The sequence below is a fragment of the Candidatus Defluviilinea proxima genome, from assembly GCA_016721115.1.
GTDB classification, from domain to species: domain Bacteria; phylum Chloroflexota; class Anaerolineae; order Anaerolineales; family Villigracilaceae; genus Defluviilinea; species Defluviilinea proxima.
Map to the genome: position 1 here is coordinate 2,875,053 of JADKIW010000001.1, position 25,168 is coordinate 2,900,220.

22 protein-coding genes and 3 tRNA genes are annotated in these 25,168 nt (G+C 48.7%); 19 read left to right on the forward strand and 6 right to left on the reverse strand.

Annotation, left to right across the window (positions count from 1 at the left end; genetic code table 11):
• Positions 1 to 10: 10 nt before the first annotated feature.
• From IPP66_13355 to IPP66_13375, 5 genes are all read left to right on the forward strand, one after another.
• Entirely contained in the window at positions 11 to 643 is a 633-nt protein-coding gene (locus IPP66_13355) for a CDP-alcohol phosphatidyltransferase family protein (GenBank protein ID MBK9926266.1), read from the forward strand.
• A gap of 8 nt (positions 644 to 651) precedes the next feature.
• Entirely contained in the window at positions 652 to 1,434 is a 783-nt protein-coding gene (locus tag IPP66_13360) for a prolipoprotein diacylglyceryl transferase (GenBank protein MBK9926267.1), read from the forward strand.
• Between the two features lie 91 nt (positions 1,435 to 1,525).
• Positions 1,526 to 2,464 (forward strand): ABC transporter ATP-binding protein, encoded by a 939-nt coding sequence (locus IPP66_13365; GenBank protein ID MBK9926268.1) that lies wholly within the window; start codon positions 1,526 to 1,528, stop codon positions 2,462 to 2,464.
• Positions 2,454 to 3,890 carry a stage II sporulation protein M gene (locus IPP66_13370; GenBank protein ID MBK9926269.1) on the forward strand — a complete coding sequence of 479 codons (1,437 nt, stop codon included), beginning with the start codon at positions 2,454 to 2,456 and terminating at the stop codon, positions 3,888 to 3,890. Before IPP66_13365 ends, IPP66_13370 begins: the two co-directional genes overlap by 11 nt.
• Before the next feature lie 17 nt (positions 3,891 to 3,907).
• Positions 3,908 to 4,663, forward strand: a complete 756-nt coding sequence (locus IPP66_13375; GenBank protein ID MBK9926270.1) for an MBL fold metallo-hydrolase — start codon at positions 3,908 to 3,910, stop codon at positions 4,661 to 4,663.
• A gap of 68 nt (positions 4,664 to 4,731) precedes the next feature.
• Here the strand turns inward: IPP66_13375 and IPP66_13380 are convergent, their stop codons facing one another.
• A complete protein-coding gene (locus IPP66_13380) occupies positions 4,732 to 5,235 on the reverse strand; it encodes an HNH endonuclease (protein ID MBK9926271.1) in 504 nt (167 codons plus the stop codon).
• A 95-nt stretch (positions 5,236 to 5,330) separates the two neighbouring features.
• Between IPP66_13380 and IPP66_13385 the strand changes: the two genes are divergently transcribed.
• The 3 genes from IPP66_13385 to IPP66_13395 all read left to right on the forward strand — a co-directional run bounded on the left by IPP66_13385 (position 5,331) and on the right by IPP66_13395 (position 8,340).
• Positions 5,331 to 6,221 (forward strand): TIGR01777 family protein, encoded by an 891-nt coding sequence (locus IPP66_13385; GenBank protein ID MBK9926272.1) that lies wholly within the window; start codon positions 5,331 to 5,333, stop codon positions 6,219 to 6,221.
• 66 nt (positions 6,222 to 6,287) lie between these two features.
• Complete coding sequence (locus IPP66_13390; GenBank protein ID MBK9926273.1) at positions 6,288 to 6,950, forward strand: hypothetical protein; 663 nt, start codon at positions 6,288 to 6,290, stop codon at positions 6,948 to 6,950.
• A 178-nt stretch (positions 6,951 to 7,128) separates the two neighbouring features.
• A complete protein-coding gene (locus tag IPP66_13395) occupies positions 7,129 to 8,340 on the forward strand; it encodes a tyrosine--tRNA ligase (GenBank protein ID MBK9926274.1) in 1,212 nt (403 codons plus the stop codon).
• A 20-nt stretch (positions 8,341 to 8,360) separates the two neighbouring features.
• Here IPP66_13395 and IPP66_13400 read toward each other — a convergent pair whose 3' ends face one another.
• The gene (locus tag IPP66_13400; protein ID MBK9926275.1) at positions 8,361 to 12,755 is read right to left on the reverse strand and encodes a GAF domain-containing protein; all 4,395 of its coding nucleotides are present in this window, start codon (positions 12,753 to 12,755) and stop codon (positions 8,361 to 8,363) included.
• 460 nt (positions 12,756 to 13,215) lie between these two features.
• Here IPP66_13400 and IPP66_13405 point away from each other — a divergent pair, with 460 nt between their 5' ends.
• On the forward strand, positions 13,216 to 13,377 hold the full coding sequence (locus tag IPP66_13405) for a hypothetical protein (GenBank protein ID MBK9926276.1): 162 nt from the start codon (positions 13,216 to 13,218) through the stop codon (positions 13,375 to 13,377).
• Here the strand turns inward: IPP66_13405 and IPP66_13410 are convergent.
• The 3 genes from IPP66_13410 to IPP66_13420 all read right to left on the reverse strand — a co-directional run bounded on the left by IPP66_13410 (position 13,347) and on the right by IPP66_13420 (position 13,600).
• Positions 13,347 to 13,418, reverse strand: a tRNA-Cys gene (locus IPP66_13410). The genes IPP66_13405 and IPP66_13410 overlap by 31 nt on opposite strands.
• A 14-nt stretch (positions 13,419 to 13,432) precedes the next feature.
• Positions 13,433 to 13,504: transfer RNA gene (locus IPP66_13415), tRNA-Gly, on the reverse strand.
• A gap of 23 nt (positions 13,505 to 13,527) precedes the next feature.
• Positions 13,528 to 13,600, reverse strand: a tRNA-Phe gene (locus IPP66_13420).
• 345 nt (positions 13,601 to 13,945) lie between these two features.
• On the opposite strand from IPP66_13420, the gene ffh reads away from it, so the two are divergent.
• On the forward strand, positions 13,946 to 15,271 hold the full coding sequence (gene ffh / locus IPP66_13425) for a signal recognition particle protein (GenBank protein ID MBK9926277.1): 1,326 nt from the start codon (positions 13,946 to 13,948) through the stop codon (positions 15,269 to 15,271).
• Positions 15,272 to 15,370: 99 nt separating this feature from the next.
• Here ffh and IPP66_13430 read toward each other — a convergent pair whose 3' ends face one another.
• A complete protein-coding gene (locus IPP66_13430) occupies positions 15,371 to 16,309 on the reverse strand; it encodes a hypothetical protein (protein ID MBK9926278.1) in 939 nt (312 codons plus the stop codon).
• A 183-nt stretch (positions 16,310 to 16,492) separates the two neighbouring features.
• On the opposite strand from IPP66_13430, the gene IPP66_13435 reads away from it, so the two are divergent.
• The 9 genes from IPP66_13435 (at position 16,493) to topA (ending at position 25,133) form a co-directional block, all read left to right on the forward strand.
• Entirely contained in the window at positions 16,493 to 16,942 is a 450-nt protein-coding gene (locus IPP66_13435) for a hypothetical protein (protein ID MBK9926279.1), read from the forward strand.
• A 326-nt stretch (positions 16,943 to 17,268) separates the two neighbouring features.
• The gene (locus IPP66_13440) at positions 17,269 to 17,955 is read left to right on the forward strand and encodes a response regulator transcription factor (protein ID MBK9926280.1); all 687 of its coding nucleotides are present in this window, start codon (positions 17,269 to 17,271) and stop codon (positions 17,953 to 17,955) included.
• 48 nt (positions 17,956 to 18,003) lie between these two features.
• Positions 18,004 to 19,173, forward strand: a complete 1,170-nt coding sequence (locus tag IPP66_13445) for a HAMP domain-containing histidine kinase (GenBank protein MBK9926281.1) — start codon at positions 18,004 to 18,006, stop codon at positions 19,171 to 19,173.
• Between the two features lie 121 nt (positions 19,174 to 19,294).
• Positions 19,295 to 19,636 carry a 30S ribosomal protein S16 gene (rpsP, locus tag IPP66_13450; protein MBK9926282.1) on the forward strand — a complete coding sequence of 114 codons (342 nt, stop codon included), beginning with the start codon at positions 19,295 to 19,297 and terminating at the stop codon, positions 19,634 to 19,636.
• A 52-nt stretch (positions 19,637 to 19,688) separates the two neighbouring features.
• Positions 19,689 to 19,925 carry a KH domain-containing protein gene (locus IPP66_13455; protein ID MBK9926283.1) on the forward strand — a complete coding sequence of 79 codons (237 nt, stop codon included), beginning with the start codon at positions 19,689 to 19,691 and terminating at the stop codon, positions 19,923 to 19,925.
• Positions 19,925 to 20,455 (forward strand): 16S rRNA processing protein RimM, encoded by a 531-nt coding sequence (gene rimM, locus IPP66_13460; GenBank protein ID MBK9926284.1) that lies wholly within the window; start codon positions 19,925 to 19,927, stop codon positions 20,453 to 20,455. Before IPP66_13455 ends, rimM begins: the two co-directional genes overlap by 1 nt.
• An 81-nt stretch (positions 20,456 to 20,536) precedes the next feature.
• A complete protein-coding gene (gene dprA / locus IPP66_13465) occupies positions 20,537 to 21,643 on the forward strand; it encodes a DNA-protecting protein DprA (protein ID MBK9926285.1) in 1,107 nt (368 codons plus the stop codon).
• A 23-nt stretch (positions 21,644 to 21,666) separates the two neighbouring features.
• A complete protein-coding gene (locus IPP66_13470) occupies positions 21,667 to 22,758 on the forward strand; it encodes a mannose-1-phosphate guanylyltransferase (protein ID MBK9926286.1) in 1,092 nt (363 codons plus the stop codon).
• 95 nt (positions 22,759 to 22,853) lie between these two features.
• A complete protein-coding gene (topA, locus tag IPP66_13475; protein ID MBK9926287.1) occupies positions 22,854 to 25,133 on the forward strand; it encodes a type I DNA topoisomerase in 2,280 nt (759 codons plus the stop codon).
• Positions 25,134 to 25,168 lie beyond the last annotated feature (35 nt).

A 25,168-nucleotide genomic window follows, 5' to 3' on the forward strand; every position in this document is an offset into this window, starting at 1 on the left:
GAATTGATTCATGGAAAATACACCCAATAAAGTAGCTACGAAAAAAACATTCACAGATTATTTGAGGTTATGGTTCAAGTGGGTGCTCGACCCATTGGGAAGGTTTTTTCTCAAGTTGGGTTTGACGCCCAACATGGTCACCATGCTGGGAATGCTTGGCAACGTTATCGGTGCGTATTATCTTGCACGTGGTGAGATGTTGACCGGCGGACTCTGGATCACGTTGATGACTCCTGTCGATGCGTTGGACGGAACAATGGCGCGTTTGCGTGGCGAGGCGAGCGATTGGGGCGCGTATGTCGATTCTGTCTCTGACCGATATTCTGAGTTATTCATTTACGCCGGGTTGTTGTATTACTTTTTAGAGAAGGGCGATACACTTGGCGGCATGCTTACCTTCGGTGCAGCGGCAGGTTCAGTCTTGGTTTCATACGTCAAGGCGCGGGCTGAGGGATTGGGATATGAGGCTAAAGTTGGTTTGCTGACACGTGCAGAACGTTACCTTGTTCTCGCTCCCTCATTGATCTTCAACAAGCTTTATTGGGGACTAGGCATTCTGGCTGTCTTTGCGAATGTCACTGCTTTACAGCGCATTTGGTATGTTCGCAAATACGCAAAAGTTAGAACAAAGAAGGAAAATTAGAGGTATCCATGCCTGAAGGTTTTAGTATTGGTCCACTGACTATTCGTTTTTATGGAATCATTCTCATGAGCGGCGCATTGATCGGCGGATTTTTGGCCGTCCGTGAAGCAAAACGTCGTGGATATGATCCTGAGATCGTTTGGGATATGTTTATCTATTTGTTGATCGGTGGCATCATTGGTGCGCGGTTGTGGCATATTCTCACGCCGTCTCCATCCACGGGGATAACAACAGGCTGGTATTTTACACATCCGTTAGATGCGTTGGCCATTTGGAAGGGTGGGCTTGGAATTCCTGGCGCGATCATTGGTGGTTTGATCACTTTATATTTGTATTCTCGCAAAACAGGGATCAACTTTGCAGAGTGGACCGACATCATTTCTCCGAGTCTTGCGTTGGGTCAGGCGATCGGCCGCTGGGGAAATTTTTTCAATCAAGAACTCTATGGCGCGCCCACGAACCTTCTGTGGAAGCTTTACATTGACCCTGCTCATCGTTTGGCGAACTATCTTGACGTGGAATACTACCATCCATTGTTCCTATATGAATCTTTATGGAACTTGATGAACATGTTCCTGTTGTTGTGGATTTCCCGTCGATTTGCTGATTCTTTGAAAAATGGCGATATCTTCCTTATTTACCTGATCGTTTACCCCATTGGCCGCTTCTTTCTGGACTTTTTGCGGCTCGATGCTTCGTTGGTTGGGGGCATCAATATCAATCAGACCATTATGGCGGTGGTTGCTCTGATTGCGGCAGTCTCATTATATTTACGGCATCGTAAGGCCTGATCCCCTCGAAAAGTGATAAGATTTTCAAGGTGACCGTTGTCTTATTGACCATAAGGTCAACCGTGACTTTTAATGGGAAAGATAGGTGCTAATGATAGAGACACATGATTTAAGCAAACAATACAATAATGATTTCTGGGCTGTGGATGGCGTTACATTGAATGTACAGCCTGGGCAGATCCTTGCGTTGCTTGGGCAGAATGGTGCTGGCAAAACGACAACGGTCCGTATGCTGACGGCGTTATTGACGCCGACACGTGGCTGGGCGCGTGTTGCTGGCTATGATGTGACGAAGAATCCCCGAGAGATCCGGGCAAATGTCGGTGTGTTGACTGAACAACATGGCTTATACATGCGTATGACCGGCGAAGAGTACATGGATTATTTCGGCAGGGTATACAGCATGGATGCCGACGCTAGAAAAAAGCGGAGTGATTATTTACTTGAGTATTTTGGCTTATCAGAGGCGGCACGTAGACGGTCTGGTGAATACTCTAAGGGTATGAAGCAGAAATTGGCATTAGCACGTGCGTTGATGCATGATCCCGCTGTGCTGTTGTTGGATGAACCTACTTCGGCAATGGACCCTGAGTCTGCGCAGTTGGTGAGAAATGAGATCGCCCGTCTGAAATCGTCCAAGCGGACGATCATCCTTTGTTCGCACAATCTAGCCGAAGCTGAGGCCCTTGCCGATAGGATCGCGATCATTTATCGGGGAAAGATATTGCTCAATGGAACCTTGGACGAGTTAAAACGTCAAGTACTTGGGCCGGTGGAATACGAAGCGAAGTTTGCCGAGCCTTTTGATGCAGGTGATTTGAATCTGCCTGAAGGTGTAACTCTGGCCTCTCGCGACAGTACCAGTTTGCGGTTCCAGGTAGAAGCGCCGCATTTGGTCAATCCAAAGATCGTTCATGAGTTGACATCTCGAAATGCTCCTCTTGTTTCATTTCAAGAAGTTTCGAGAAAACTGGAGCAGGTATATTTGAAAACAATGGCTGATGCTCAAGGGGTGGCGTATGCGGCGTAATTGGGATGCGATCTGGCTGATCGCGAGGCGTGAGTTCCTCGATCAGCTTCGTGATTGGCGTATCGTGGCGCCGATGACTTTGTTGATATTGGTGTTCCCATTCATCGCAGACGATACAACACGTCAGGCGGTTGCTTTTATGAATCGCTTTGGCGGAAGCCTCATTCTTGCCAACTTGATCCCATTCGTTATTCTGGTGATCGGGTTTTTCCCGTTGTCTTTTACGCTTGTGGTGGCCCTGGAATCGTTTGTAGGTGAAAAAGAGCGCGGCACAATTGAGCCTTTGTTGTCTTCGCCTTTGGAAGACAGACATTTGTATCTTGGCAAATTGTTGGTGGGAATTACTACGCCACTTGTATTTAGTTTTATTTCCATCGTGATTTACCTGATACTAGTATCGCGGCGCGATGTGCAATTCCCCAGCGCGTACATGTTGTCTTTGATCTTCTTGTTGACGTTGGCGCATGCGGTTCTCATGGTCAGTTCTGCGATCGTGATATCGGTACAGGCTACAACAATCCGTTCTGCAAATTTGATGGCATCATTTGTTGTAGTGCCGGTTGCGTTTTTATTGCAAGGCGAGACCATTCTGATCTTTTGGGGCAACGAAGATGTTCTGTGGTTCGCGATCATTGCCGTGGCTTTGCTTTCAGCGCTTCTTGTGCGATTGGGATTGGCTCACTTCAAACGAGAATACCTGCTCGGACGTGAGATCGACACGTTGAGCATCAAGAATATCTATCGTGTTGTGCGTGGACAGTTTGTGGGGCAGGCGGAGTCGATCTGGGAATGGTATCGAGTAGAGCTTCCTCTTACGTTACGGCAACTACGACAACCTCTAATTATCGTGATCGCTTTGGCGGTTATCTCTGTAGTGGCTAGTTATGCTTGGGTGGTTATCAATGTTCCTACTTATGTTGACATCACACCTGAACGCACACAAGAACTCAGGACAATGGTTGGAGACAATCTAGTTGACCTCGATAACCTTGGCGATGCCTTACCTGCGCCGGTGTTGTTCCTTCATAACGCACGTACCACACTCGCTTTCTTGTTGATGGGGCTGGTTTCGTTTGGTACATTGGGACTCACCCTATTCATGGTGAACTTTGCATTGGTTGGCGGGGTATTAGGCGCGGCGCAACTGGTTGGGTTCTCTCCGCTCCTGACCTTCGTAGTTGGTGTTTTACCTCATGGTTTATTTGAGTTGACCGCTATTATGTTGGCGACGGCGGCCATGTTGCGAGTGGGCGCCTTATTGGTATCGCCCAACACAGATAAAAGTTTAGGAGAGACCTTCCTCCTGTCACTGGCGGACTGGTTCAGGGTCTTCATTGGTCTGGTTGTTCCATTATTGGCGGTTGCGGCTGTGATCGAGATCTATCTCACCCCCGTACTCATCAAAATGGCATTCCCGTTACTATAAAAGAGGAGTGACCCATCGTGCCAAAAGTCATCATACTCGGATCATCCAACGCCGTACCCACCAAGGATCATGAAAATACGCATCTCGCGATCATCGGAGATGATCGTTCCATCCTTGTGGACTGTGTCAGCAACCCTGTAGTCCGTTTGGAACAGGCGGGGTTGGATTTCAACGAATTGACTGACATCATCATCACTCACTTTCACCCCGATCATGTTTCTGGTGTCCCGCTTCTTCTCATGGACATGTGGCTGATGGGGCGCACCAAGCCGATCAACATCTATGGCCTTCACTTCACAATGGATCGTCTCGAAAACCTGATGGGTTTTTATGGTTGGGCGGAATGGCCGAATTTCTTTCCTGTTGCCTTTTACCGGTTGCCTGAAGCAGAGAAAGCTTTCGTTATGGATTGCGACGACTTCAAGATCACAGCTTCACCAGTTCATCATATGGTTCCCACCATAGGCATTCGCGTGGAATGCAAAAAGACTCAAAAGCTATTTGCCTATTCCTGTGATACTGAACCCTGTGAACAAACCGTCCGCCTTGCGGATGGGGTGGATATCCTCATCCATGAAGCAGGCGGCGCTACCTTTGGGCACTCGTCTGCAGAACAAGCAGGTGAGATCGCGACCAAGGCGGAAGCTGGTAAGCTTTACCTTATTCACTACCCAACCGGCCGTTTTGCCAAAGGTGATATTGCTAAAGAAGCCAGTAAGACCTTTCAAGGCGAGGTCGTTGTCGCAAAAGATTTTATGACGATTGAATTATAAATATTATCCGCGCCGTAAAAATAAAGGGACAGTTACCTTTGAAGTAACTGTCCCTTTTCTGTTCAAGATTACCAGCCGTTGATGTACGGTTCCCATTCACGGTATTCATTCAGGTGCCTGCCAAAAATGTATTGTGCACTGGCTGGCGGTTCCTTGGGTGGATGGAACAAATGCATGTGAACTTCCTCTACTTTGCGCCCACCTTTGCGATGATTACAATGCGGACAGGCTGTCACCACATTCGTCCACTCGTGCCCGCCACCCATATGACGCGGGATCACATGGTCAACCGTCATGCCACCATCACGTTTTCCACAGTACTGACAGGTATAATTGTCGCGGCGAAATACCTCGCGACGTGTCAACTTGACGCGAGGTCTGGGTCGATGGATCTGCATCTCTAACCGAATGACCGAAGGACGCGGGATCAATTGCTTTACAGTTTTTATGTGACCGCGTCCGTTCACAACCATATCGGCTTTGCCCGCCAGCAATAATCCAACGGCTCTGCGTGTGGAACAGACATTGATCGGTTCGAAATTGGCGTTTAGCACCAGTACAGGGTCTTGCACTCTGCCTCCGCAACAGGCACGATTATATGCCAGATAACATAATTTGCAAAACCACGTTTGGGGAGTGACACGAAACTGTCATTGAGGAGCGCACTATGAATGTATTGATCGCAGGCGGCTCCGGTTTCATCGGAACCGCTCTCACAAAATCATTGCAACAAGATGGTCACAAGGTCTTTATTCTGACCCGCCGTATACCAAAAGATTCCAGCCAGATCCAATGGGATGGAAAAACAACAAAAGGTTGGGGCTACATCATCAATGAAGTGGATGCGGTTATTAATTTAACCGGATACGGACTGGAACATTGGCCATGGACAAAACGTCAAAAGCAAAGATTCATTGACTCTCGCGTCTTTCCTGGATTTGCGCTTGCCTCTGCCATAAAAGACTCTTCCCATCGCCCAAGCGTTTTTCTGCAAACCTCTGGCATCAACCACTACGGCCTCCGAAACGACTCCATCGCTGACGAATCCACGCCGCCCGCTAGTGACTTTCTTGCGCAACTCACTGTTGGCTGGGAAGATGCCACCAAGCCCATTGAAGAACTGGGTGTTCGCCGCGTTGTCACTCGTACTGCTGTTGTCCTTTCTGGGCGTGGCGGATTGTTCCCGCTCATGGCATTATCTGTACGGTTGTTCTTTGGTGGACGATTTGGCGATGGCAAACAAGCCACACCATGGATCCATCTTGCAGATCAAGTTTCAGCGATAAAATTTTTGCTCGAGAACGAAAACGCACGTGGACCTTTCAACCTGATTGCTCCAACCCCAACTTCCAACGCGGATTTTATGAAGATCATCGCGACCCATTTGAAACGCCCCTATTGGTTTCACCTTCCTGCTTTCCTTTTGCGAATCCCTCTGGGTGAGATGAGTGTTTTGCTCACCGAAGGCAGTTACTCACAGCCCAAACGTCTGCTTGAACTCGGATATAAATTTCAATTTCCGAAGCTTAAAGATGCAGTGAAGGATATCTTCAAATAAATATGGAGTCAGCCAGCTTGCTGGCGTATTATGGGAGCACACTCCCTGATTCCAAAGGAGAAAATAATGAAAAAAATACTTGTATTACTGGCCTTACTTCTCTCTGCTTGTAATTTGACACCTGCCCCAAACGTGGAGCCAGGTGTGCCTACCGCTTACATTGACCCATCCTACCCGACAGTTCAGTCGCAATCTGTGGCCCCTGTGCAAACTTTGAGCGGGATTGAGGTGCGCGTGGACCGTGCCTGGCGTGACGGTAAGGAAGTTCATGCTGAAGTTTGTTTTACGTTGTTGGATACGTCCAACTGGTCTATCTCGGGAGCGAGCTTGCAATATGCTGGTGGGGCAGTTGTTGATTTTAGCTCTACCATGTTGCGTGTGCAGGAAGCTGTAGAGGGGCAGTCTGGAGTGCGGTGTGATGACTTGGCTTTCTTCAATATCCCGCCTGATGCCGATTTGACGAATGTGACTGTCACGATTGATGCAATAGCTCCTTTACTGCGCGATGAAGATTACTGTACGATCTACATGCCCAAGATCCAACAGACTCTCACTGAACGCGGAATCGCCATCCAGTTGGGTTGCGTGGATTCAGGTGGGGTGCAGATAATGCAAATCTTAAGCAAACCAGACACAATGTCGCAGGAAGAGGCGGAACAGATCGTCTACAGCGATGAGTTCTACAGTGTCAAAGGTCCGTGGTCGTTTGCCTTCAATCTCGGTCAATGATGTTGTCCACTGGACTGCTTCGCGTGTATAATAGGCGCATGTTCGAGCCCCAGTTCGTAAACGCGTATTATTATCGCCATCTGTAAATCCAACGATGGTGTATCTGAACGCGCCCACCATCGAGGGCGCGTTTTTGTTTGTAAATTTTCAGGGCAAACCCCTGTTTAGGAGGCAGAAAATGAATATTGAAGAACAAGTCCAATTATTGATGCAGGGCACGGAGTATGGCGATGAGGAATTGACGAAAGCCATGGCCGCTGACCTGCGCCAACGTTTGATCGAAGCGGAAAAGGCGGGGCGCCCGTTGCGTGTGTATTGTGGTTACGATCCACGGACCGCTGACTTGCACATTGGTCACACAGTGACAATGCGAAAACTGCGCCAGTTTCAAGACCTGGGGCATGACGTTACATTCTTGATCGGGACGTATACATCGCTGATCGGCGACCCTTCGGATAAGGATAAGCTTCGCCCATTGCTCACGCAAGATGAAGTAATGGAAAATGCACGCTCGTATGCTGAACAGGCGTTTCGCATTTTGGACAAAAGCAAGACGACCGTTCGCTTTAACCATGAATGGCTTTCGCAATTGACCTTTGCAGATCTGATCAAACTCGGTTCGAATTTCACCATTCAGCAATTCCTCACGCGAGAAGCATTCCGTAAGCGTTGGGATGGCGGGGATGCTGTGTATTTGCATGAGTTCTTCTATGCCATCATGCAAGGCTATGATGCACACGCCTTGAAAACAGACGTGCAAGTGGGTGGGACGGATCAGTTGTTCAATATTGTGACGGCGGGCCGCAAGGTGATGGCCGCTTTTGACGAGAAGCCGAACATTGGCATCATCATGGCGATATTGCCCGGCACCGATGGCGTGGTGAAGATGAGCAAGTCGTTGGGGAACCATATCCCGCTTAACTCCACGCCGGAGGATATGTATGGCAAGGTGATGTCTGTGCCTGACTCTGCCATGCCGTTATATGCAAAGCTTGTAACGCGTTGGTTGCCTGCCGAAGTCTCTGCCTTTGAAAAGGGATTGGCCGATGGAAGCGTCCATCCGCGTGACGCGAAGATGAAGTTGGCGCACGAGATCACTGCCACATACTACAGCGAAGCCGATGCTGATAAGGGGCAGGCCGCTTTCGTAAGTCTCTTCCAGAAGGGCGATATCCCAGATGAGATGCCCGAGTACGCGCTTCAAGATGGTCAGACCGTTTTAGATGTGATCCTTGTTGCGAAGATGGCGGCAAGTCGTAGCGACGCGCGCCGTTTGATCGACCAGAAGGGTGTACGCCTTGACGGTGAAGTGTTGGAACGTGGCGACTCGCCCTTCCCGCATGCGGGTGTATTGCAGGTTGGAAAACGGAAGTTTTTACGAGTGAAATAAAAATCAAAACGGGATGGCGATCAAGCCATCCCGTTTTGATTTTCCTCCTGCTCGATCATTGTCAGGAAGGTTTCGACGATCCTGGGATCAAGAACTGTCCCAGAGATGTTTTTTAGATACTTTTTCACTTTCTCACGGGACCATGCATTTCGATACGGGCGGTCTGATAACAGGGCGTCCCAAATATCCACAACGGAAAAGATGCGCGCAGAAAGTGGGATCTGTTCACCCTTTAATCCGCGTGGGTATCCGCTTCCATCCCAATGTTCATGATGACAGTACGGAATATCAAGAGCAGGCCGCAGATAGGGGATGGGGGCCAACAGGTCAAATGCATATTGCGGGTGCCTGCGCATCTCAACCCATTCACCATCGTTGAGCGGGCCGGTCTTCCTCAAAATTTGATCGGGTACACCCATTTTGCCAATGTCGTGCAATAGCACGCCACGATAAATATTGACCAATTCATCCTCGCTCGTCCTCATGTGACGAGCAAGGCGCATGGTCAGGTCGGTCACGCGGCGAGTATGGCCTTCTGTCTCACGGTCTCGTAGCTCAAGTGCGCGCGCCCATCCCTCAAGGGTTGTATCGTATGCCTGCCTGATCTCCTGGTTTGAACGTTGTAGATTGTCAAATAATTGAGAGTTATCGATGGCGATCGCGGCTTGTCCGGTCAGTGTTTGCATGAACTGCATCCATTCGTTGTTGACGGAAAGCGGAGAACGATGGAAGATCTCAAACACGCCTTTGATCTGTCCCTTCACGATAAGTGGCACGCCAATATAGGATGTAAATCCCTCGCGCATCAATAAGGGGTCGCGTTTTGCTTCGTTCAAAGCTTGCAGATCGGGGACCTGTTCGATTCTTCCTTTCATAACGACCTGCCCAGCCAACCCATCACCGATTCTCATCAATGGGCGGGTGGGAGAAGATGCGCGGAACCCTGCACTACTCATGTACGTCAGGCTTTGAAGTTCGGGGTGATAGAGAAGAATATCCACGGCATCGACTTTGAGATGTCTCAGCGTATGATCCATCAAAATGTTGAGTGTCACCCGCAGGTCCGTGGATGAAGCGATGGCAGAGTCGATGTCACGCAGGGTGGTCAGCTTGCGGATCTGATCCTGGCTTTGTTCGAATAAATCCGCACGATGGATTGCATTACCTGCGATCTCTGCGAGAGTTGTCAAGAGACCGACGTGGTCTTCCACGTGCCTGCTTGATTCGATCTGTACCATGAGCACGCCCAGTATCCCATCTGTTGAATAAATGGGAATGCCAGCGCCTGCGAATCCCTCGAGAATGGCATCGCGATTGCCGTCAAAGAATAGCGGGTCGTTTTTCAGATCGGCCGTAATGTAGACATTGCCCGTGGAGATGACATGCCCTGTAATGCCTTCGTTGGGCTTGATACGGGGATATTTAACCTTGGCCGCGACCCCGCGAGCGGAGCGTTGCACCAACATATTCGTAGATGCGTCATACGTCCAGACCGATCCATGCTCTGCGTTCAACAGATCAAGTGCTTCGTTCAAAAGAATATTGCACATCTCTGATTGCGATTGGGTCCCTCGCATGGCGAGTGAGATGCGATTGATCGACACCATTTCCTTCAAACGGCGTTGTGTCTCATCATAGAGCCTTGCGTTTTCTATGGCGATGGAAGCATGATTGGCAATTGCTACGCCTATTTCCACATCGCGCTCGGTAAAGTAGGCGGGCTTCCTACTGTCAAGCGTAATCAGCCCGATCGACACCCCTTTGGAAATTAATGGGATCAGGATGAAAGATATTGTTTCACTTAAATTACGAACTTGTATGTATCTGTCGTCTTGTTTGACATCATCCAGGCGAACTGCCTTTTGTGTCTCAATCGCAAATTGGTTTAATGGATAATCGTGCAATGAAACAAATCCGTCCACTGCAAATAGTCTGCTGTCAAAGCCGACCGCTGTTGCGATCTGTAATTGATCCCCTTGAAGAAGTTGAATACTTCCCGCATCTGCACCAAGAAGCTTGATAAGTTGATCTAGGATTATGTGTAGTACTTTGTCCAGATCCAGTGAAGATACTGCTGACCGCATGAGGGTTAGGATTGCCGCTTCACGTATGAACTGTTCACGTTGGGATGCGAATAGTTGTGCATTTTTTATTGCCACGGCTGCAGAGTTGGCAAAGGTCCGGGCAATGGTGGCATCACGCTCTGTAAACGCGTTGATGCGATGGCTATCGAGGTTGATAAAACCAACGATTTTGTCTTGCGAGATCATGGGAATACCCATCCAGCCACGGATTTGTTCTGTACCTTCCCACTTTTCAAAACGTGGATCTTGTTGGGCGTCCGGCATTATAAGTGTTTTTCGGGCTGTTGTAAGTTCGCGCCACTTCTCTGTTTTCCCAAGTTTCTTTCCAATTAAATTGCTTTCTTCAGGAAAACCTCTTATTGCGACGATTTCCATATCGCCATACTCATCTTCAAGGAAGATGGATGCGCTATCGTAGGAGACGATCCTCATGAGTGAATTGAGTATTTGTTCCAGACAGGATTTGATCTCGATATGGATACTGAGAGATGCTGTCGCTTCTCTCAATAATTCAGCATCCTGACGGCGAACGCGTTCTGTCTCGTAAAGATGAGCATTTTCCAGGGCGATGGCGGCGGAGCTTGCTAATGTAGTTAATAAGCTTTCATCGTGCTTGTTGTAGGCATTTATTTCCCGCGATTCAAGGGTGAGTGCACCGATCACGCCTCCTCGAATAGCCAGAGGCGCACACAGAAGAGATCGCATCCCTTCATGTAGGGACAAATATAGCGGATTGGTGAGAACATCCCCTTCACACACGGGTAAGTTGTTTTGAATAACCCATCCGACCAACCCTTGATCTGGCTTGATATTTAGATTTCGAAGTCGTTTTAGTTCGGCTTGATGAGCTTCTTCTGTATATCCCTTGTAGTTGACCGCCAATGGAATCAGATTCTGCGTTTCATCATCTATCAAGGTGATGGTGCTGACCTCATAACCAATTAGATCGGCCATGGTTTCGAGTAAATTCTGTGCAATGATTTCTGGTTTCAAGCTATAGGTCAGTGACCTTGTAGCCAGATACAGCATGGACAATTCCTTGTTACGTTGTTGCTCTGCATTGAACAAACGGAGTCTCTCAAGGGCAGTCCCCAAGGTGCCTGCGACGGTCGTCAAGAATTGTTCATCGTCGTCATCGAAGGCGTTGAGCTTTCGGCTCTCAACATTAAGCACTCCAATAATACGTTGATCCACGCGGATGGGGATACACAACTCTGAACGGACACCTGGAGCAATTTCAATGAAGGCCGGTTCGTTCGCTGTATTGTCAAGCCGTATTGCTTTTCCAGTAAGTACAGATTTTCCTGTCACGCCTTGGTTGAGCGGGGTGCCTTTTTCCCAGCTTGAAACATCGGCTCCATAATACGATGGGTGAGGTATTAATACATCCCGTTCATTATTGAGTAGAAGCACACCACACACCTCGCTGTAGATCAGCGTGACGATCTGCACAAATCTTTCAATGACTCTGTCTTCTGTGGTTTCTTCAGTGCCGGCCAGAGTGACCGCGTTCAAAATGGTCAACTCCTCGAGTTGTCTTTGTAGGGCGGCTTCGTTATCCTTATCCTTTGTGATGTCAATTAGGATACCCTGCCAGTAAAGCGGATTTCCACTCTTGTCGCGGATAAGATTCGTGTCTTCCTTGATCCAGATTACACGTCCATCGCGGCGAATAAATCGATATTCCTCTTGAAAGCGGTCGCCATGTACATGGGTTCTTTTGTCATGACTAAGAACCCGATCTTTATCATCAGGATGGATATTCTTTTCCCAAATTTGCGGATCTGCGTGCCATTGTTCTGGGGTATAGCCAGTTAGCTCCTCAACACGTGGGCTGATATAAATGGTCGATTCCTCGTCATCTATGTTATCCAGGAAAACGACCGCAGGAATTTGCTCAACAAGCGCCTGATATTTGACTTCCGCTTCAAGTTTTGCGGCTTGCTCACGGGCTAGATTGTTTTGCGCAACTGCGTTTTTGATGACCACGGGCAGGCGATGCAGATAATCACTTTGTTTAACGAGGTAATCTGCCGCACCGGCTTTCAGCGCCGCAACAGCCACTTGTTCATCGCCCTGTCCGGTGACCAATACGACCGCCGGTGGGTACGGCAGTTCACGGATACTTTTTAAAAGATCCAAGCCGGAACCATCTGGTAGGCGTAGGTCTGTCAGAACAATATCTATATTAGTTTCAGTCTTGAGGAGTTCGAGTGCGCTTTTGCACGATTCGCAGTTAAGCAGGACAAAACTTTCCTTGAGATTGTTCTCAAGGGTCCGTTGTGCCAGCTCTACATGGGGTACTTCATCTTCAACGTACAAGATTTTCATATCGTAGGTCGGTTACCAAAAAATAAATGCAGACGGGGTACCCCCGGTCGATAAATCCAACAGATTCATTATAAAACAAAGTTGTCTGAACGAAGGTGCGAATCTTATTTTTGTTGTGGATTTTTTACGTTCAATAAAGTAAAGAATATCGTGGGGTTATCTCCTAATGAATGCAAAACAAAAGACGCCTTATGGCGTCGATCGAAAATCGCAAAGTATCAATCTGAAATTGCAAGAGGCGTCGAGAGGATATGTGCCCATAATGAATACTATCCCACCTGCGGCGAAACACATGAATAAAAAGACGCCTTGCGACGTCCATTATGCTAGAGGGCCGAGATGATTTGTAACATCCCTCCTGCGAGGAAACCCATGAATAAAAAAAGACGCCTTGTGGCGTCCATCAAAACTTGCTAGAGGCGTCGAGGGGATTCGTATCATCCCCCCTGCGGGGAAGCCCATGAATAAAAAAGACGCCTTGCGGCGTCCATTAAGACTTGCTAGAGGCGTTGAGATGATTCGTGTCATCCCTCCTGTGGGGAAACCCATGAATAAAAAAGACGCCTTGCGGCGTCCATCAAAACTTGCTAGAGGCGTCGAGGGGATTCGAACCCCTGAATGAGGGTTTTGCAGACCCTTGCCTTACCACTTGGCCACGACGCCATTTTAAAGAACTGAGCGGGCGATGAGATTCGAACTCACGACCTTCTCCTTGGCAAGGAGACGTTCTACCACTGAACTACGCCCGCATTCGGTCAACTTGCACCGAGAGTGCCGAGACACAGAATCGAACTGTGGACACCGCGATTTTCAGTCGCGTGCTCTACCAACTGAGCTATCTCGGCAGATATTCTGTTGTTAAGCGTCCGTGATTTTACTGTGGGAGTTGGGGATTGTCAAGCAAACATTCTCGAACTTAGGCGTGTTGTATTAACTTTGATGGGACAAATATCTGTTTTGGATACTTACTGACGATGGAAATTTATCAAACTTATAAGCATGATACACACCTCACACCCGCCTCATACTTGACCTGAACCTGCTTCGCCACTACAATCTTGTGCCTACACTGATACATCGTCATTGCGAGGAGCCCGTAGGGCGACGAAGCAATCCCCAATATTGTCGGTAACTCGTCCTCATAGGAGATTGCTTCGGGCTAATGCCCTCGCAATGACAGAAGATATTTTATGTTTGAAAATTTAACTAACAGACTCAATCAAGTATTTGACGGACTCCGCAAGCGCGGCAAACTCTCCGAAGCGGATGTGGATGTAGCGATGCGCGAAGTGCGCCTTGCCCTCCTCGAAGCGGATGTGCACTTCAGCGTTGTAAAAACATTTATCGCGCGTGTACGTGAACGAGCCATCGGGGCCGAAGTCTCAAAAGCGTTGAACCCGGGTCAGCAAGTCATCAAGATCGTCAATGAAGAATTGATCGCCACACTTGGTGAACCTGCGCCATTAAACCTTCGTGGACCGAAACCGCATGTCGTTATGATGGTCGGTTTGCAAGGCTCGGGTAAAACGACTGGCGCAGGCAAACTGGCGAAGATGCTCCGCTCGAAAGGGGAGCGCGTGATGCTCGTCGCTGGTGACCCATATCGCCCCGCGGCTGTGACTCAGCTCCAACAACTCGGCGAGCGGATCGATGTCCCTGTGGAAGCAGATTTGAGCATCAAGCCACCTGAACTCGTGAAGCGCTCTTTTGAGAAAGCTGAAAAGGGTGGATACAGCATCATGATCGTGGATACAGCCGGTCGGTCGCAGTTGGACGCGCAGTTGATGGACGAGTTAAAGGCCATCGTGGCGAAAGTCCCGCCTGTGGAAATTTTGCTCGTAGTCGATTCCATGATCGGTCAGGAAGCGTTGAACATCGCGCAGGGGTTCCGTGATAATGTGTCGATCACGGGTTTGATGATGACGAAAATGGATGGTGATTCGCGCGGCGGTGCGGCGATCTCGATCCGCTCGGTGACGGGTGTGCCGATCAAGTTTATCGGTACGGGTGAGAAGCTTGACGCGCTCGAAACGTATGACCCCTCACGCTTGTCATCACGTATTTTGGGCATGGGCGATATGATCGGCTTGATCGAAAAGGCCGAAGCGGCGTTCGATCAGGAAGTTTCGCAGAAATCTGCTGAACGCATGATGAAGGGACAGTTCACGCTCGAGGACTGGCTCGAGCAAATGAAGCAGATGAAAAAAATGGGACCGCTTGCGCAGATCATGGACATGTTGCCCGGTCAGTTGGGGCAGGCGGCTCGCCAGGTGGATCCAAAACAAATGGAAGATAGCTTCAAACAATCGGAAGCGATCATCTATTCGATGACTTTGAAAGAACGCCGTGATCCCGATATTCTGAATGCCTCACGACGACGACGCATTGCCGCTGGCTGTGGCATGGAAGTACAAGACGTGAACCGCTTGATCAAGCAGTTTCGTGAAGCACAGAAAATGATGAAGATGTTGCAGAAGACAGGTGGTAAAGGCTTGGGGAATTTGTTTGGGCGGTAAGAAGGCATACAGAAAGATTAAATTTTATCAAAGAATCAATAACAGCCACCTTTATGGTGGCTGTTATTATTAGGCTTGCGATTTGATGGCTTTGATCTGTTATTTCTTTATCAACTGATCAAAACTTGTCAGTAATTGATTGATATCCTCTTTTGCAGAAACCTGAAACGGGACATCAAGAGATGCGGCTTCAGATAGTTGAATGGATAGTGTAAGCAGATCATCATTTTTCGCGCTTATAGAAAGTTTTTTGATCCTGTTGAGTTGAATGTAAGTCCATGTGCCGCCATAATTACCTTTCCCCATCCGTTCTTTCTCTTCATGAATCATAATGAACTCGTGGTCGGTTAGAGTAACCATGTGAGTTGGGTGGATTGTTTTATAGTAAGTATTTCCTAAAAACGTAAATATTTTTTCAGTAATTTCGGGTTGGAAGATGAAGTGAATGACCTTTTCTCCTGCCAATATACTGCGCCTGGCATAGTTCATGAACTTGAAGTTCGTTTTCATCAGGTGATCGAATTTTGCTACTTCTGCATCCCGATCTATGTTGATGTTTGTTCTCGCCAGTCTTATTTTTTGAAGGAGTGGCTCAAACAGATAGTCTGTCACTGAGTTGAATTTGAGTGTGGTCGAAATATTCACGCCGTCACTGTTCACTCCGTATAGCTTGATTTGACAATCCAATAAGATGGTACGTATTTCAAAATAACTGATTCGTTCGATGGGGTATCGTTGTGTCTCAAATGTGTCCCCGTGTTTTTCAAGGACGACGATGTCATCATCCAGGTCGCAGACAAGTTTTTCGGTGCTCTTAAACATAAACCTATCGAAGGCTGGGGTTTGAACCGTATACGGGAACGTTTTTCCTGATTCTATTAGCGGTTTGAAAAAACTGTTGTAGGGGTCTGGTACTGCGTCATATGATCCAATGCGTTTGGCCCATGACCATTTCGTCGGTTCGGTATCAAACTTTGCTGTCGATTTTTGGGTTATTTCCAAAAGAGTATGCGCGATATTTTGAATTCTGGTCAACATACTTTCTCCTTTGTGACAAAATCGCTCAGATATGACTGATATAGGTGAATACTTCTGTTTATTCTACTAAGATTGTACGTCGGCAAATTGAAAAAAACAACAGGTTTTTATCCCTTGTCTCTTCACAGTCAATTCACAACCTAAATCTATACTCCTGTCATAAGTTCAAACAAAGGAGTAAAAATGAACGATAACAAAATTGGTTTACGTATTTTTGCAGGCTTGGTTTTGGTTGCCGCGATCGCTGGAATTGCCTTCTTCGCTTTTCAAGCAGGTGTAGTAAACGGATCACGGGTCACCATCCAAGCTCCATCGGGTGATGTGCAAGCAGCTCCCGTACCATACCCAATGTACGGTTATGGATATGGTCATGGAATGCCCTTCCATCACTTTGGGTTCGGCTTGGGTTGCTTCGGCATCCTCATCCCGCTCTTCCTCTTCTTCCTCGCCATGAAAGCATTTCGCATGATGGTCTGGGGTCCGCGCTGGTGGGGTCACATGGGACATCATCATGGTCACGGCCCATGGGGCAGGCATTGGGAAGGTGGAGTCCCGCCGATGTTCGCAGAGTGGCATAAACGGGCACACAACCCGTCCGAGGAAAGTAAAGAATCCGCCAAAGACAGCGAATAACTCAAGGTCATATATTAGATGACCCATGAAGAGGTAATGAGATGAACTTTTCAAACAAGACCCTACGAACTATCTTGCGTGCCATTCACCTTATTATAGGGGGCATGGTCATCGCACACTTGTACACACCGCTGGGCACTATGGAATGGTTTGGGAGTTTGGTTAAAATTTCACTTCCCATCCTAACGCTCACTGGAGTTTTGATGTGGCAAATGCCGTTCTTTACAAAAATCATCAAACGCCAACCAGCGTCAACACAAATATAAATTTGCATCAAATGAACAGCGGGCAGGTTTGTCCGCTGTTCATCGTATAATATCAGACGAATGAAAACCATCCTTGTTGTAGACGACGAACCTAAGATCACCCAACTCGTGCAGGATTATCTGGAACGCGCGGGATTTTCCGTTTTGGTAGCACATGATGGGAAGAAAGCCTTGTCCATCGCTAAGACGGAGAAACCAGATGCGGTCATTCTGGACCTCGGCCTGCCTCAGCTCGATGGGCTGGATTTTACCCGTGAGTTTCGCAAAACCTCCAACGCCCCGATCATTATGCTGACAGCCCGCTCCGAAGAATCGGATAAGCTCATCGGCCTTGAACTCGGCGCTGACGATTACATGACCAAGCCGTTCAGCCCCAAGGAATTGGTGGCGCGAGTCCGTGTGGTGTTTCGGCGTATCGAAAACGCAACGAGCGCTGGCTCCGAGATGATCCGCATTGCGGATCTGACTCTCGATGTACCGCGTATGCGTGTCACAGCCGAAGACCGTGAGATCGAAGAACTGACTCCCACCGAGTTTGAATTGCTCGCAACGCTGGCCCGTCAACCTGGCCGTGTTTTCACTCGTGCACAATTGCTTGATGCTATTCATGGCGTGGCGTTCGAATCCTATGAACGTGCAATCGATGCACATATCAAGAACATCCGCCGCAAGATTGAAGCTAAGGCGAGCGACCCGCAATATATTCTGACTGTCTATGGTGTAGGGTACAAATTTGTGGATAAATAATCAGTAGGGGCAGGTCTAAGACCTGCCCCTACACACCGATATGACTTTATGAGACAACCTCCTGTTTTTTCCAGTAATCGCACACGCGAACACATGCAACATCATCGCCCGCCTTGGTGGCCTGAGAACGAAGAGTGGCCTCCGCGCGAGCCGCATCGATGGCGCCGTATGGGCAGGCATAATCCATTCTTTCGCAGGTTGGGTTGTCTCTTTGTCGTCTTTAACTTTTTTGGTTTTGTATTATTTGCTACGATCCTTGGCTTGGTTTTGAATGCGTTAGGTGTCATTCAAATTTCTGTGCCGCAACTGCAGTGGGTTTTACCAATTGGAGTTTTGTTCATAATTTTTGTTGTGGCTGTTGGAGCATTCGCCACACGGAACTTACGCAGAGTCTCCAAACCGTTGGATGAATTAGTGGAAGCTTCGAATAAAGTCGCTGAGGGTGATTTCTCTGTCCGTGTGGATGAACGAGGGCCGACTGAGGTCCGTTCGTTGTTGCGTGGATTCAATTCGATGGCGGAACGCTTACAGGAGAATGACAAGCAACGCCGTAACATGCTTGCAGATGTGTCTCACGAACTGCGCACACCATTGACTGTTATTCAGGGCAACGTGGAAGGTATCTTGGATGGGATGTATCCCGCCGACGAAGCTCGCTTACGTTCTGTCCTTGAAGAGACCCAAGTCCTTTCGCGACTGGTCGAAGATTTGCGGACGCTGGCATTGGCAGAAAGCGGCGGCTTGCAGTTGAAGCGAGAACCCACAAACCTGGATGAGTTGGTCCGCGATACGGTTGCAGGTTTTGAAGCGCAGGCGAAAGAGAAAGAGATAACTCTTGAATTATCTTTGACACAAGTTGCAGAAGCGAATATCGATCCACAGCGAATCCGCGAGGTGTTATCAAACTTGATCGGGAATGCGTTGCGCTATACACCAAGTCAGGGCGTGGTAAAGGTTGGTTTGGTTGAATCAGGCTCGGGCGTGGAAAGAGGCGCGCTACTTTTTGTCGAGGATAACGGTCCGGGGATTGAATCCGCTGATCTGCCGCATGTCTTTGAGCGTTTTTATAAATCTAGTGATTCTGGTGGAATGGGTTTGGGGCTTTCGATCGCAAAGTATATAGTTGAGGCGCATGGCGGGAAAATCTGGGCGGAGAGTGTCGTGGGGCAAGGTACGAGGATTTCATTCATCATTCCGCAGACTTCCGAAGTCCTATAGACTTCGGAAGTCTTTACATTTCTCTGGTAAAATACGGGCCTGTGATTTCAGCCCGCATGTGTCCTTTCACACACCTCTATGCCTGTCTGAGACACAATACATATTAAGGAGAAAAAGAAAGATGGTTCGTTTACGTTTACGTCGTATTGGTTTGAAGGGTCAGCCCACCTATCGTGTCGTTGCCGCGGACAGTGAGTCCCCTCGCGATGGCCGCTTTTTGGAGATCTTGGGCTTCTACAACCCCCGTACCCAACCTGCAACAATTCATTTGAATGAAGATCGCGTGTTCCACTGGATGAAGAACGGTGCATTGCCGACCGAATCAGTGGCACAGGTTTTCAAGAGCTCCGGCACCACAGCCCGCTGGGAACGCTTCAAGAAGGGCGAGTCGATTGAAACTCTCGTCAAAGAAGCGGCTGAAGCTGAATCTGTGCGCGGTGCAACCACCCGCACTGGCAAGTAAATTTATCTATGAGTAGGTCACGTTTCAAGCGTGACCTACAGATGGTCTTATTATGAAAGAACTTATTGAATACATCGCCAAATCGTTAGTGGATCATCCCGAAGACGTGCAAGTGCGCGAGATGGGGGGTGGTTCAAAGGTTCGCATTGAGTTGAGCGTGGCCAAAGACGATATGGGCCGCGTCATCGGCAAAGGCGGCAAGGTTGCCAACTCCATTCGCACATTGTTGCGGGTGGCCGCTGAGAAAAAAGGCAAGCAAGCCACACTCGACGTGGTAGAGCCAGAATAATGGCCGATACGAAAAACACAGGCTCGCCAACAGGCGAGCCTCTTTATTTGAGTGTTGGATTTTTGCGACGTCCGCATGGGGTACAGGGCGAGATCATTATGGATTTGCATACCGATTTCCCAGAACGCATGAAAAAGGGCAGAAAACTTTTGGTGGGCGAGGAACACAAGCCGATGACCCTGACCAGCGTACGCCCTCATCAATTGGGATTGCTTGTAAAATTCAACGATGTAAACACTCCGGAAGAAGCAGGGCTATTTCGTAATCAATGGGTGTACGTGCCAACGAAGGATGTCCCACTGCCTGAAGGTGAACATTACAAACATGAACTTTTAGGCATCAAAGTTGTTGACGAGAATGACAGTCCGCTTGGTGTATTGGCTGAGATTTTAGAGACAGGTGCCAACGATGTCTATATCGTGCGGGATGACTCTGGCAAGGAGATTCTTCTGCCCGCCATCCCCTCGGTCATTCTGGACCTGGATATTGATCGCGGTTTACTGAAAGTTCATCTGCTCGAAGGGCTGTAGAGCAAGTTGTAAGTAGTAAGTTGCGGGTAGTGCATGTTTTGGGTCGTAAATCCTTTGTGTGCTTTGTGGTAAATTGTTTTCATGGACGATAAAAAATACTGGATCGGCTTCAACCTCATCAAGGGTATTGGCTCAGTCCGTATGCAGGGACTGGTCTCATACTTTGGTGATTTGGAATCTGCCTGGCGGGCGTCCCCGGTCGATTTGGCTGGAGCAGGCCTTGGGTTGAAAGTGATCGAGCGAGTCGTTTCAGCACGCGATACTGTAGATTTAGATAAAGTCTGGGAAAAGATCGAGCAACAGGGGATCAAGATCCTGACATGGCAGGATGAAGCATATCCGCAACGATTGAAAGAAATTGACCAGCCTCCGCCCGTGTTATACATTCGCGGTGATTATTTACCTGATGACCTATTTGCCGTTGCGATTGTGGGTACGCGTCGTGTTACGCCATATGGAAGACAGATCACTGAGGAGTTATCGTCCTTTCTTGCCGCAAACGGCATTACTGTAATCAGCGGTCTTGCACGTGGTGTGGATGCGGTTGCGCATCAGGCAACATTGAAGGCAGGCGGGCGAACAATCGGCATCTTGGGTTCGGGTGTGGATAAGATCTATCCGCCTGAGCATCGTGGTCTTGCCGAACAAATGATGGAACACGGCGCGATCATCAGCGATTATGCTCCCGGTACACCACCTGAAGCGTCCAATTTCCCGCCGCGCAATCGAATCATCTCTGGTTTATCATTGGCCGTGGTTGTGATCGAAGCAGGTGAAACAAGTGGTGCATTGATCACTGCTGAATTCGCCGCCGAGCAGGGACGTGAAATCTTTGCAGTGCCTGGTAGTATACTTGCGCCTCAAAGCAAGGGTACGAACAAATTGATCCAAAAAGGCGCGTTGCCTTTGTTGAGCGTCAACGATCTGATGCAAGCTTTGGATATCACGCGTGTTGGTGAGCAAAAGGCCGCTCGTAAGATCATGCCGAGCGATCCAACCGAAGCAAAATTATTGAGCGTACTGGGAAGCGAACCTCTACATGTGGATGAAATACGCAATCAATCTGAATTGCCGATAGAGAAAGTATCTTCAGCACTGGCATTGATGGAATTGAAGGGCATGGTACGTCAGGTGGGTGGCATGAACTATGTTGCGGTGCGTGAGGTACAATCCGACTACAATACTTGATACTGAACGGTGAATCATAAACAATGACTGAACATACATACGCTGTCATCATGGCTGGAGGCGGGGGGACTCGTCTTTGGCCCGTTTCAAGAAAAGAATCCCCAAAACAATTGTTGCCTCTCTTGGGAAAGGAGACCATGTTCCAAAGCACGGTGGCGCGACTGGAGAAGCTGTTTCCGCCTGAACGCATTCTTGTTGTGACTGTTGAAGAACAGGCGCGTGAGATGCGGGAACAGGTGCCTTCCATCCCCAATGAGAACTATTTAATTGAACCTGCGCCGCGTGGTACGGCATCTGTGGTAGCATTGGCGGCTGCTGTCCTTAAGAAACGCGATCCGCAGGCAGTGATGGCGATACAAACGGCTGACCATCACATTCGCAATCAGGATCTGTTCCAATATCTGCTTCGTACTGCGTTCGATGTGGCAGATAAAGAATATCTGGTAACACTTGGCATTACGCCAACGTTCCCCTCGATTGGATATGGATACATTCAGCAAGGCGAAGCTCTGGATGGTGATTACAAATATCCGGTATATGCGGTCAAACGATTTGTTGAAAAACCTGATGAGGCTACAGCACAGATATTGCTTCGGAGCGGCGACCATTCATGGAATAGCGGCATGTTCGTCTGGCGCGTGGACAACATCCTTGCAGAGATCGAGCGGCAGATGCCCGAATTGTTTGCCGCTGTGAACGAGATCGCATCTGCATGGGAAACGCCACAGAAAGAAAGCGTCATCCAAAAACTTTGGTATGATTTGAAACCTCAAACCGTGGATTACGGCATCATGGAGCAAGCAGAACGAGTGGCTGTGTTGCCCGCTGGCGGTTTGGGTTGGAGTGATGTCGGTTCGTGGGATTCACTTTTTGAAGTCCTATTCCCAGATATGAACGGGAATGTAGTAACCAATGCCCAGCATCTTGGAGTTGATACACATAATACGCTTGTCTATAGTATCGATGATCGGCGACTTATTGTTACCATCGGCATGGATGATGTGGTGGTCGTGGATGCAGGTGATGTGTTGATGGTCTGCAAGACGGATCAGTCGCAAAAAGTGCGCGACATTGTTGAACATTTGAAGAAACATAATCAGGATAAATTTTTGTAGTAATGTTACGAAGAGGAGAGTTCCCGTCCTCGAACTGATATTACAAAGGTGTGTACATGGAAGCTTATTGCATGAAGTGCAAGACCAAACGTGAGATGACAGATCCCGTTGCGGGTTTTAACGCAAAGGTATCTCCTGTCACGATTGGTGTGTGCTCTGTTTGCGGAACAAAACTTTATCGGATGGGCCGTACAGATGCACATGAGGGTTTGATCCCACCACCAAAGCCTGAAAAGCAGGTGAAGGTGGTGAAACGCGAAGGTAAACTTGTGATCGTTGAGTCTCCGGCAAAAGCGAAGACTGTTGGTCGCTATCTCGGCAAAGGGTATACCGTCCGCGCTTCGGTGGGGCATGTGCGCGATCTGTTGAAATCTCAATTATCTGTGGACGTGGAAAACAATTTCACGCCCAAGTATCGTGTTCCGAATGAAAAGAAGGAAGTAGTCAAAGAGATCAAGAAACTCGCGCAAAAGGCGGAAGAAGTCTATCTCGCGACCGATCCTGACCGCGAAGGTGAGTCGATCTCCTGGCATCTTTTGGAATCGGCCGAGATCGAACCGGAGCGCGCCAAACGTGTGGTGTTCCATGAGATCACGGAGCCAGCCATCAAGGAAGCCTTCAATCATCCGCGCCAGATCAACATGGATCTGGTGGATGCACAACAAGCGCGCCGCATTCTGGACCGTTTGGTTGGATACAGCATCAGCCCGATCCTGTGGGAGAAGGTGCGCGGACGGCTGTCAGCGGGCAGAGTTCAATCAGTGGCTCTCAGGCTGATCGTTGAGAGAGAACGTGAGATCGAAGAGTTTGTGCCAGTTGAGTATTGGTCCATTCATGGCGAGTTTAAGCCTGAAGGGTTGAAGTCCAATTTCATTGCGAAGTTGGCAAAGATCGACGAGAAAGATCCCGAGCTTTCCAATGAAGAAACAGTTAAACCGATCCTTGTAGATATGGAAACTGCTGCGTACTCGGTGACGAAGGTCAAGCGCGGCGAACGTCGACGTAAACCTTCTGCGCCATTTACAACATCGACTTTGCAACAAGAGGCTTCTCGTAAACTTGGCTTTACTGCGCGCCGCACGATGGCGCTTGCACAAGGACTATATGAAGGTCAGGATGTTGGCAATGGCGGTACGACGGGTTTAATTACCTACATGCGTACGGACTCAACCAATGTGTCTACGATCGCGCAACAGGAAGCTCGCGAATATGTCGGTGGCAAGTATGGACAGGATTTCTTGCCGCCCGAGCCGCCGCAATATACAAAGAAAACTGCTAATGCGCAGGAAGCGCATGAGGCAGTCCGCCCTACGTCTGTGATGCGGACGCCGGAGCAGGTGCAGGAATATCTCGACCCTGCGATGTTCAAGTTGTATCGTTTGATCTGGCAAAGATTTGTCGCTTCGCAGATGGAAGCGGCTGTGTACGATACCTTGCAAGTGGAAGTGACCGGCAAGACAAATGAGCACGAATATCTTCTCCGCGCTTCAGGGTCGGCTATAAAGTTTATCGGTTTCCTGGTTGTGTATGAAGAAGCAAAGAATGAAGATGTAAAGACGGAAGAAGACGAAGAGAATGTGAAAATCCCGGCTGGTATTGCCGAGGGACAAAAACAGGAACTCGTTCGTTTGATTCCTGAACAGCATTTCACGCAACCGCCGCCACGTTACTCAGAAGCTTCGCTGGTGCAAGCTTTGGAAGAAGATGGCATTGGACGTCCGTCCACGTATGCGCCGACGATCTCGACCATTCAGGCGCGTGGATATGTTCTGCGCGAAGAAAAGCGCCTCATGCCAACGGACATTGGCATTCAGGTCAATGACTTGATGGTGCAATATTTCTCAGACATCGTGGACTTCCAATTTACCGCCCGCATGGAAGAAGATTTGGATATGATCGCGAACGGTCAGGCGGAATGGACGGAAGTGATCCACTCGTTCTACCATCCGTTTGCAGAAGACTTGAAAAAGGCGCAGGCAGAAATGCCCGTCACGAAGAGCGAGCCCGAGAAAATAGGACGTATCTGTCCCGAAGATGGAGGCGAGCTTGTCATCCGTTATGGACGGTTTGGGAAATTTATCTCGTGTGCAAACTTCCCAACCTGCCGTTATACGGAACCGTGGCTTGAGAAGATCGGTATTCAATGCCCGAAAGATCATGGCGAACTTGTGGAAAGAAAAACACGCAAGGGACGCACATTCTACGGGTGTGAGAATTACCCCAATTGTGACTTCACGTCCTGGAAACGCCCGATCAAACAGCCTTGCCCGAAGTGTAACGGTTTGCTTGTGTATGCCAATAAACGGGAAGCGCAATGCACGAATTGTCAGGAGACCTTCCTGCTCGAATCGATCGTCCCTGAAATGGCAGAGTAACTTATATCAATAGACGATTAGTACCACCCGAAGGT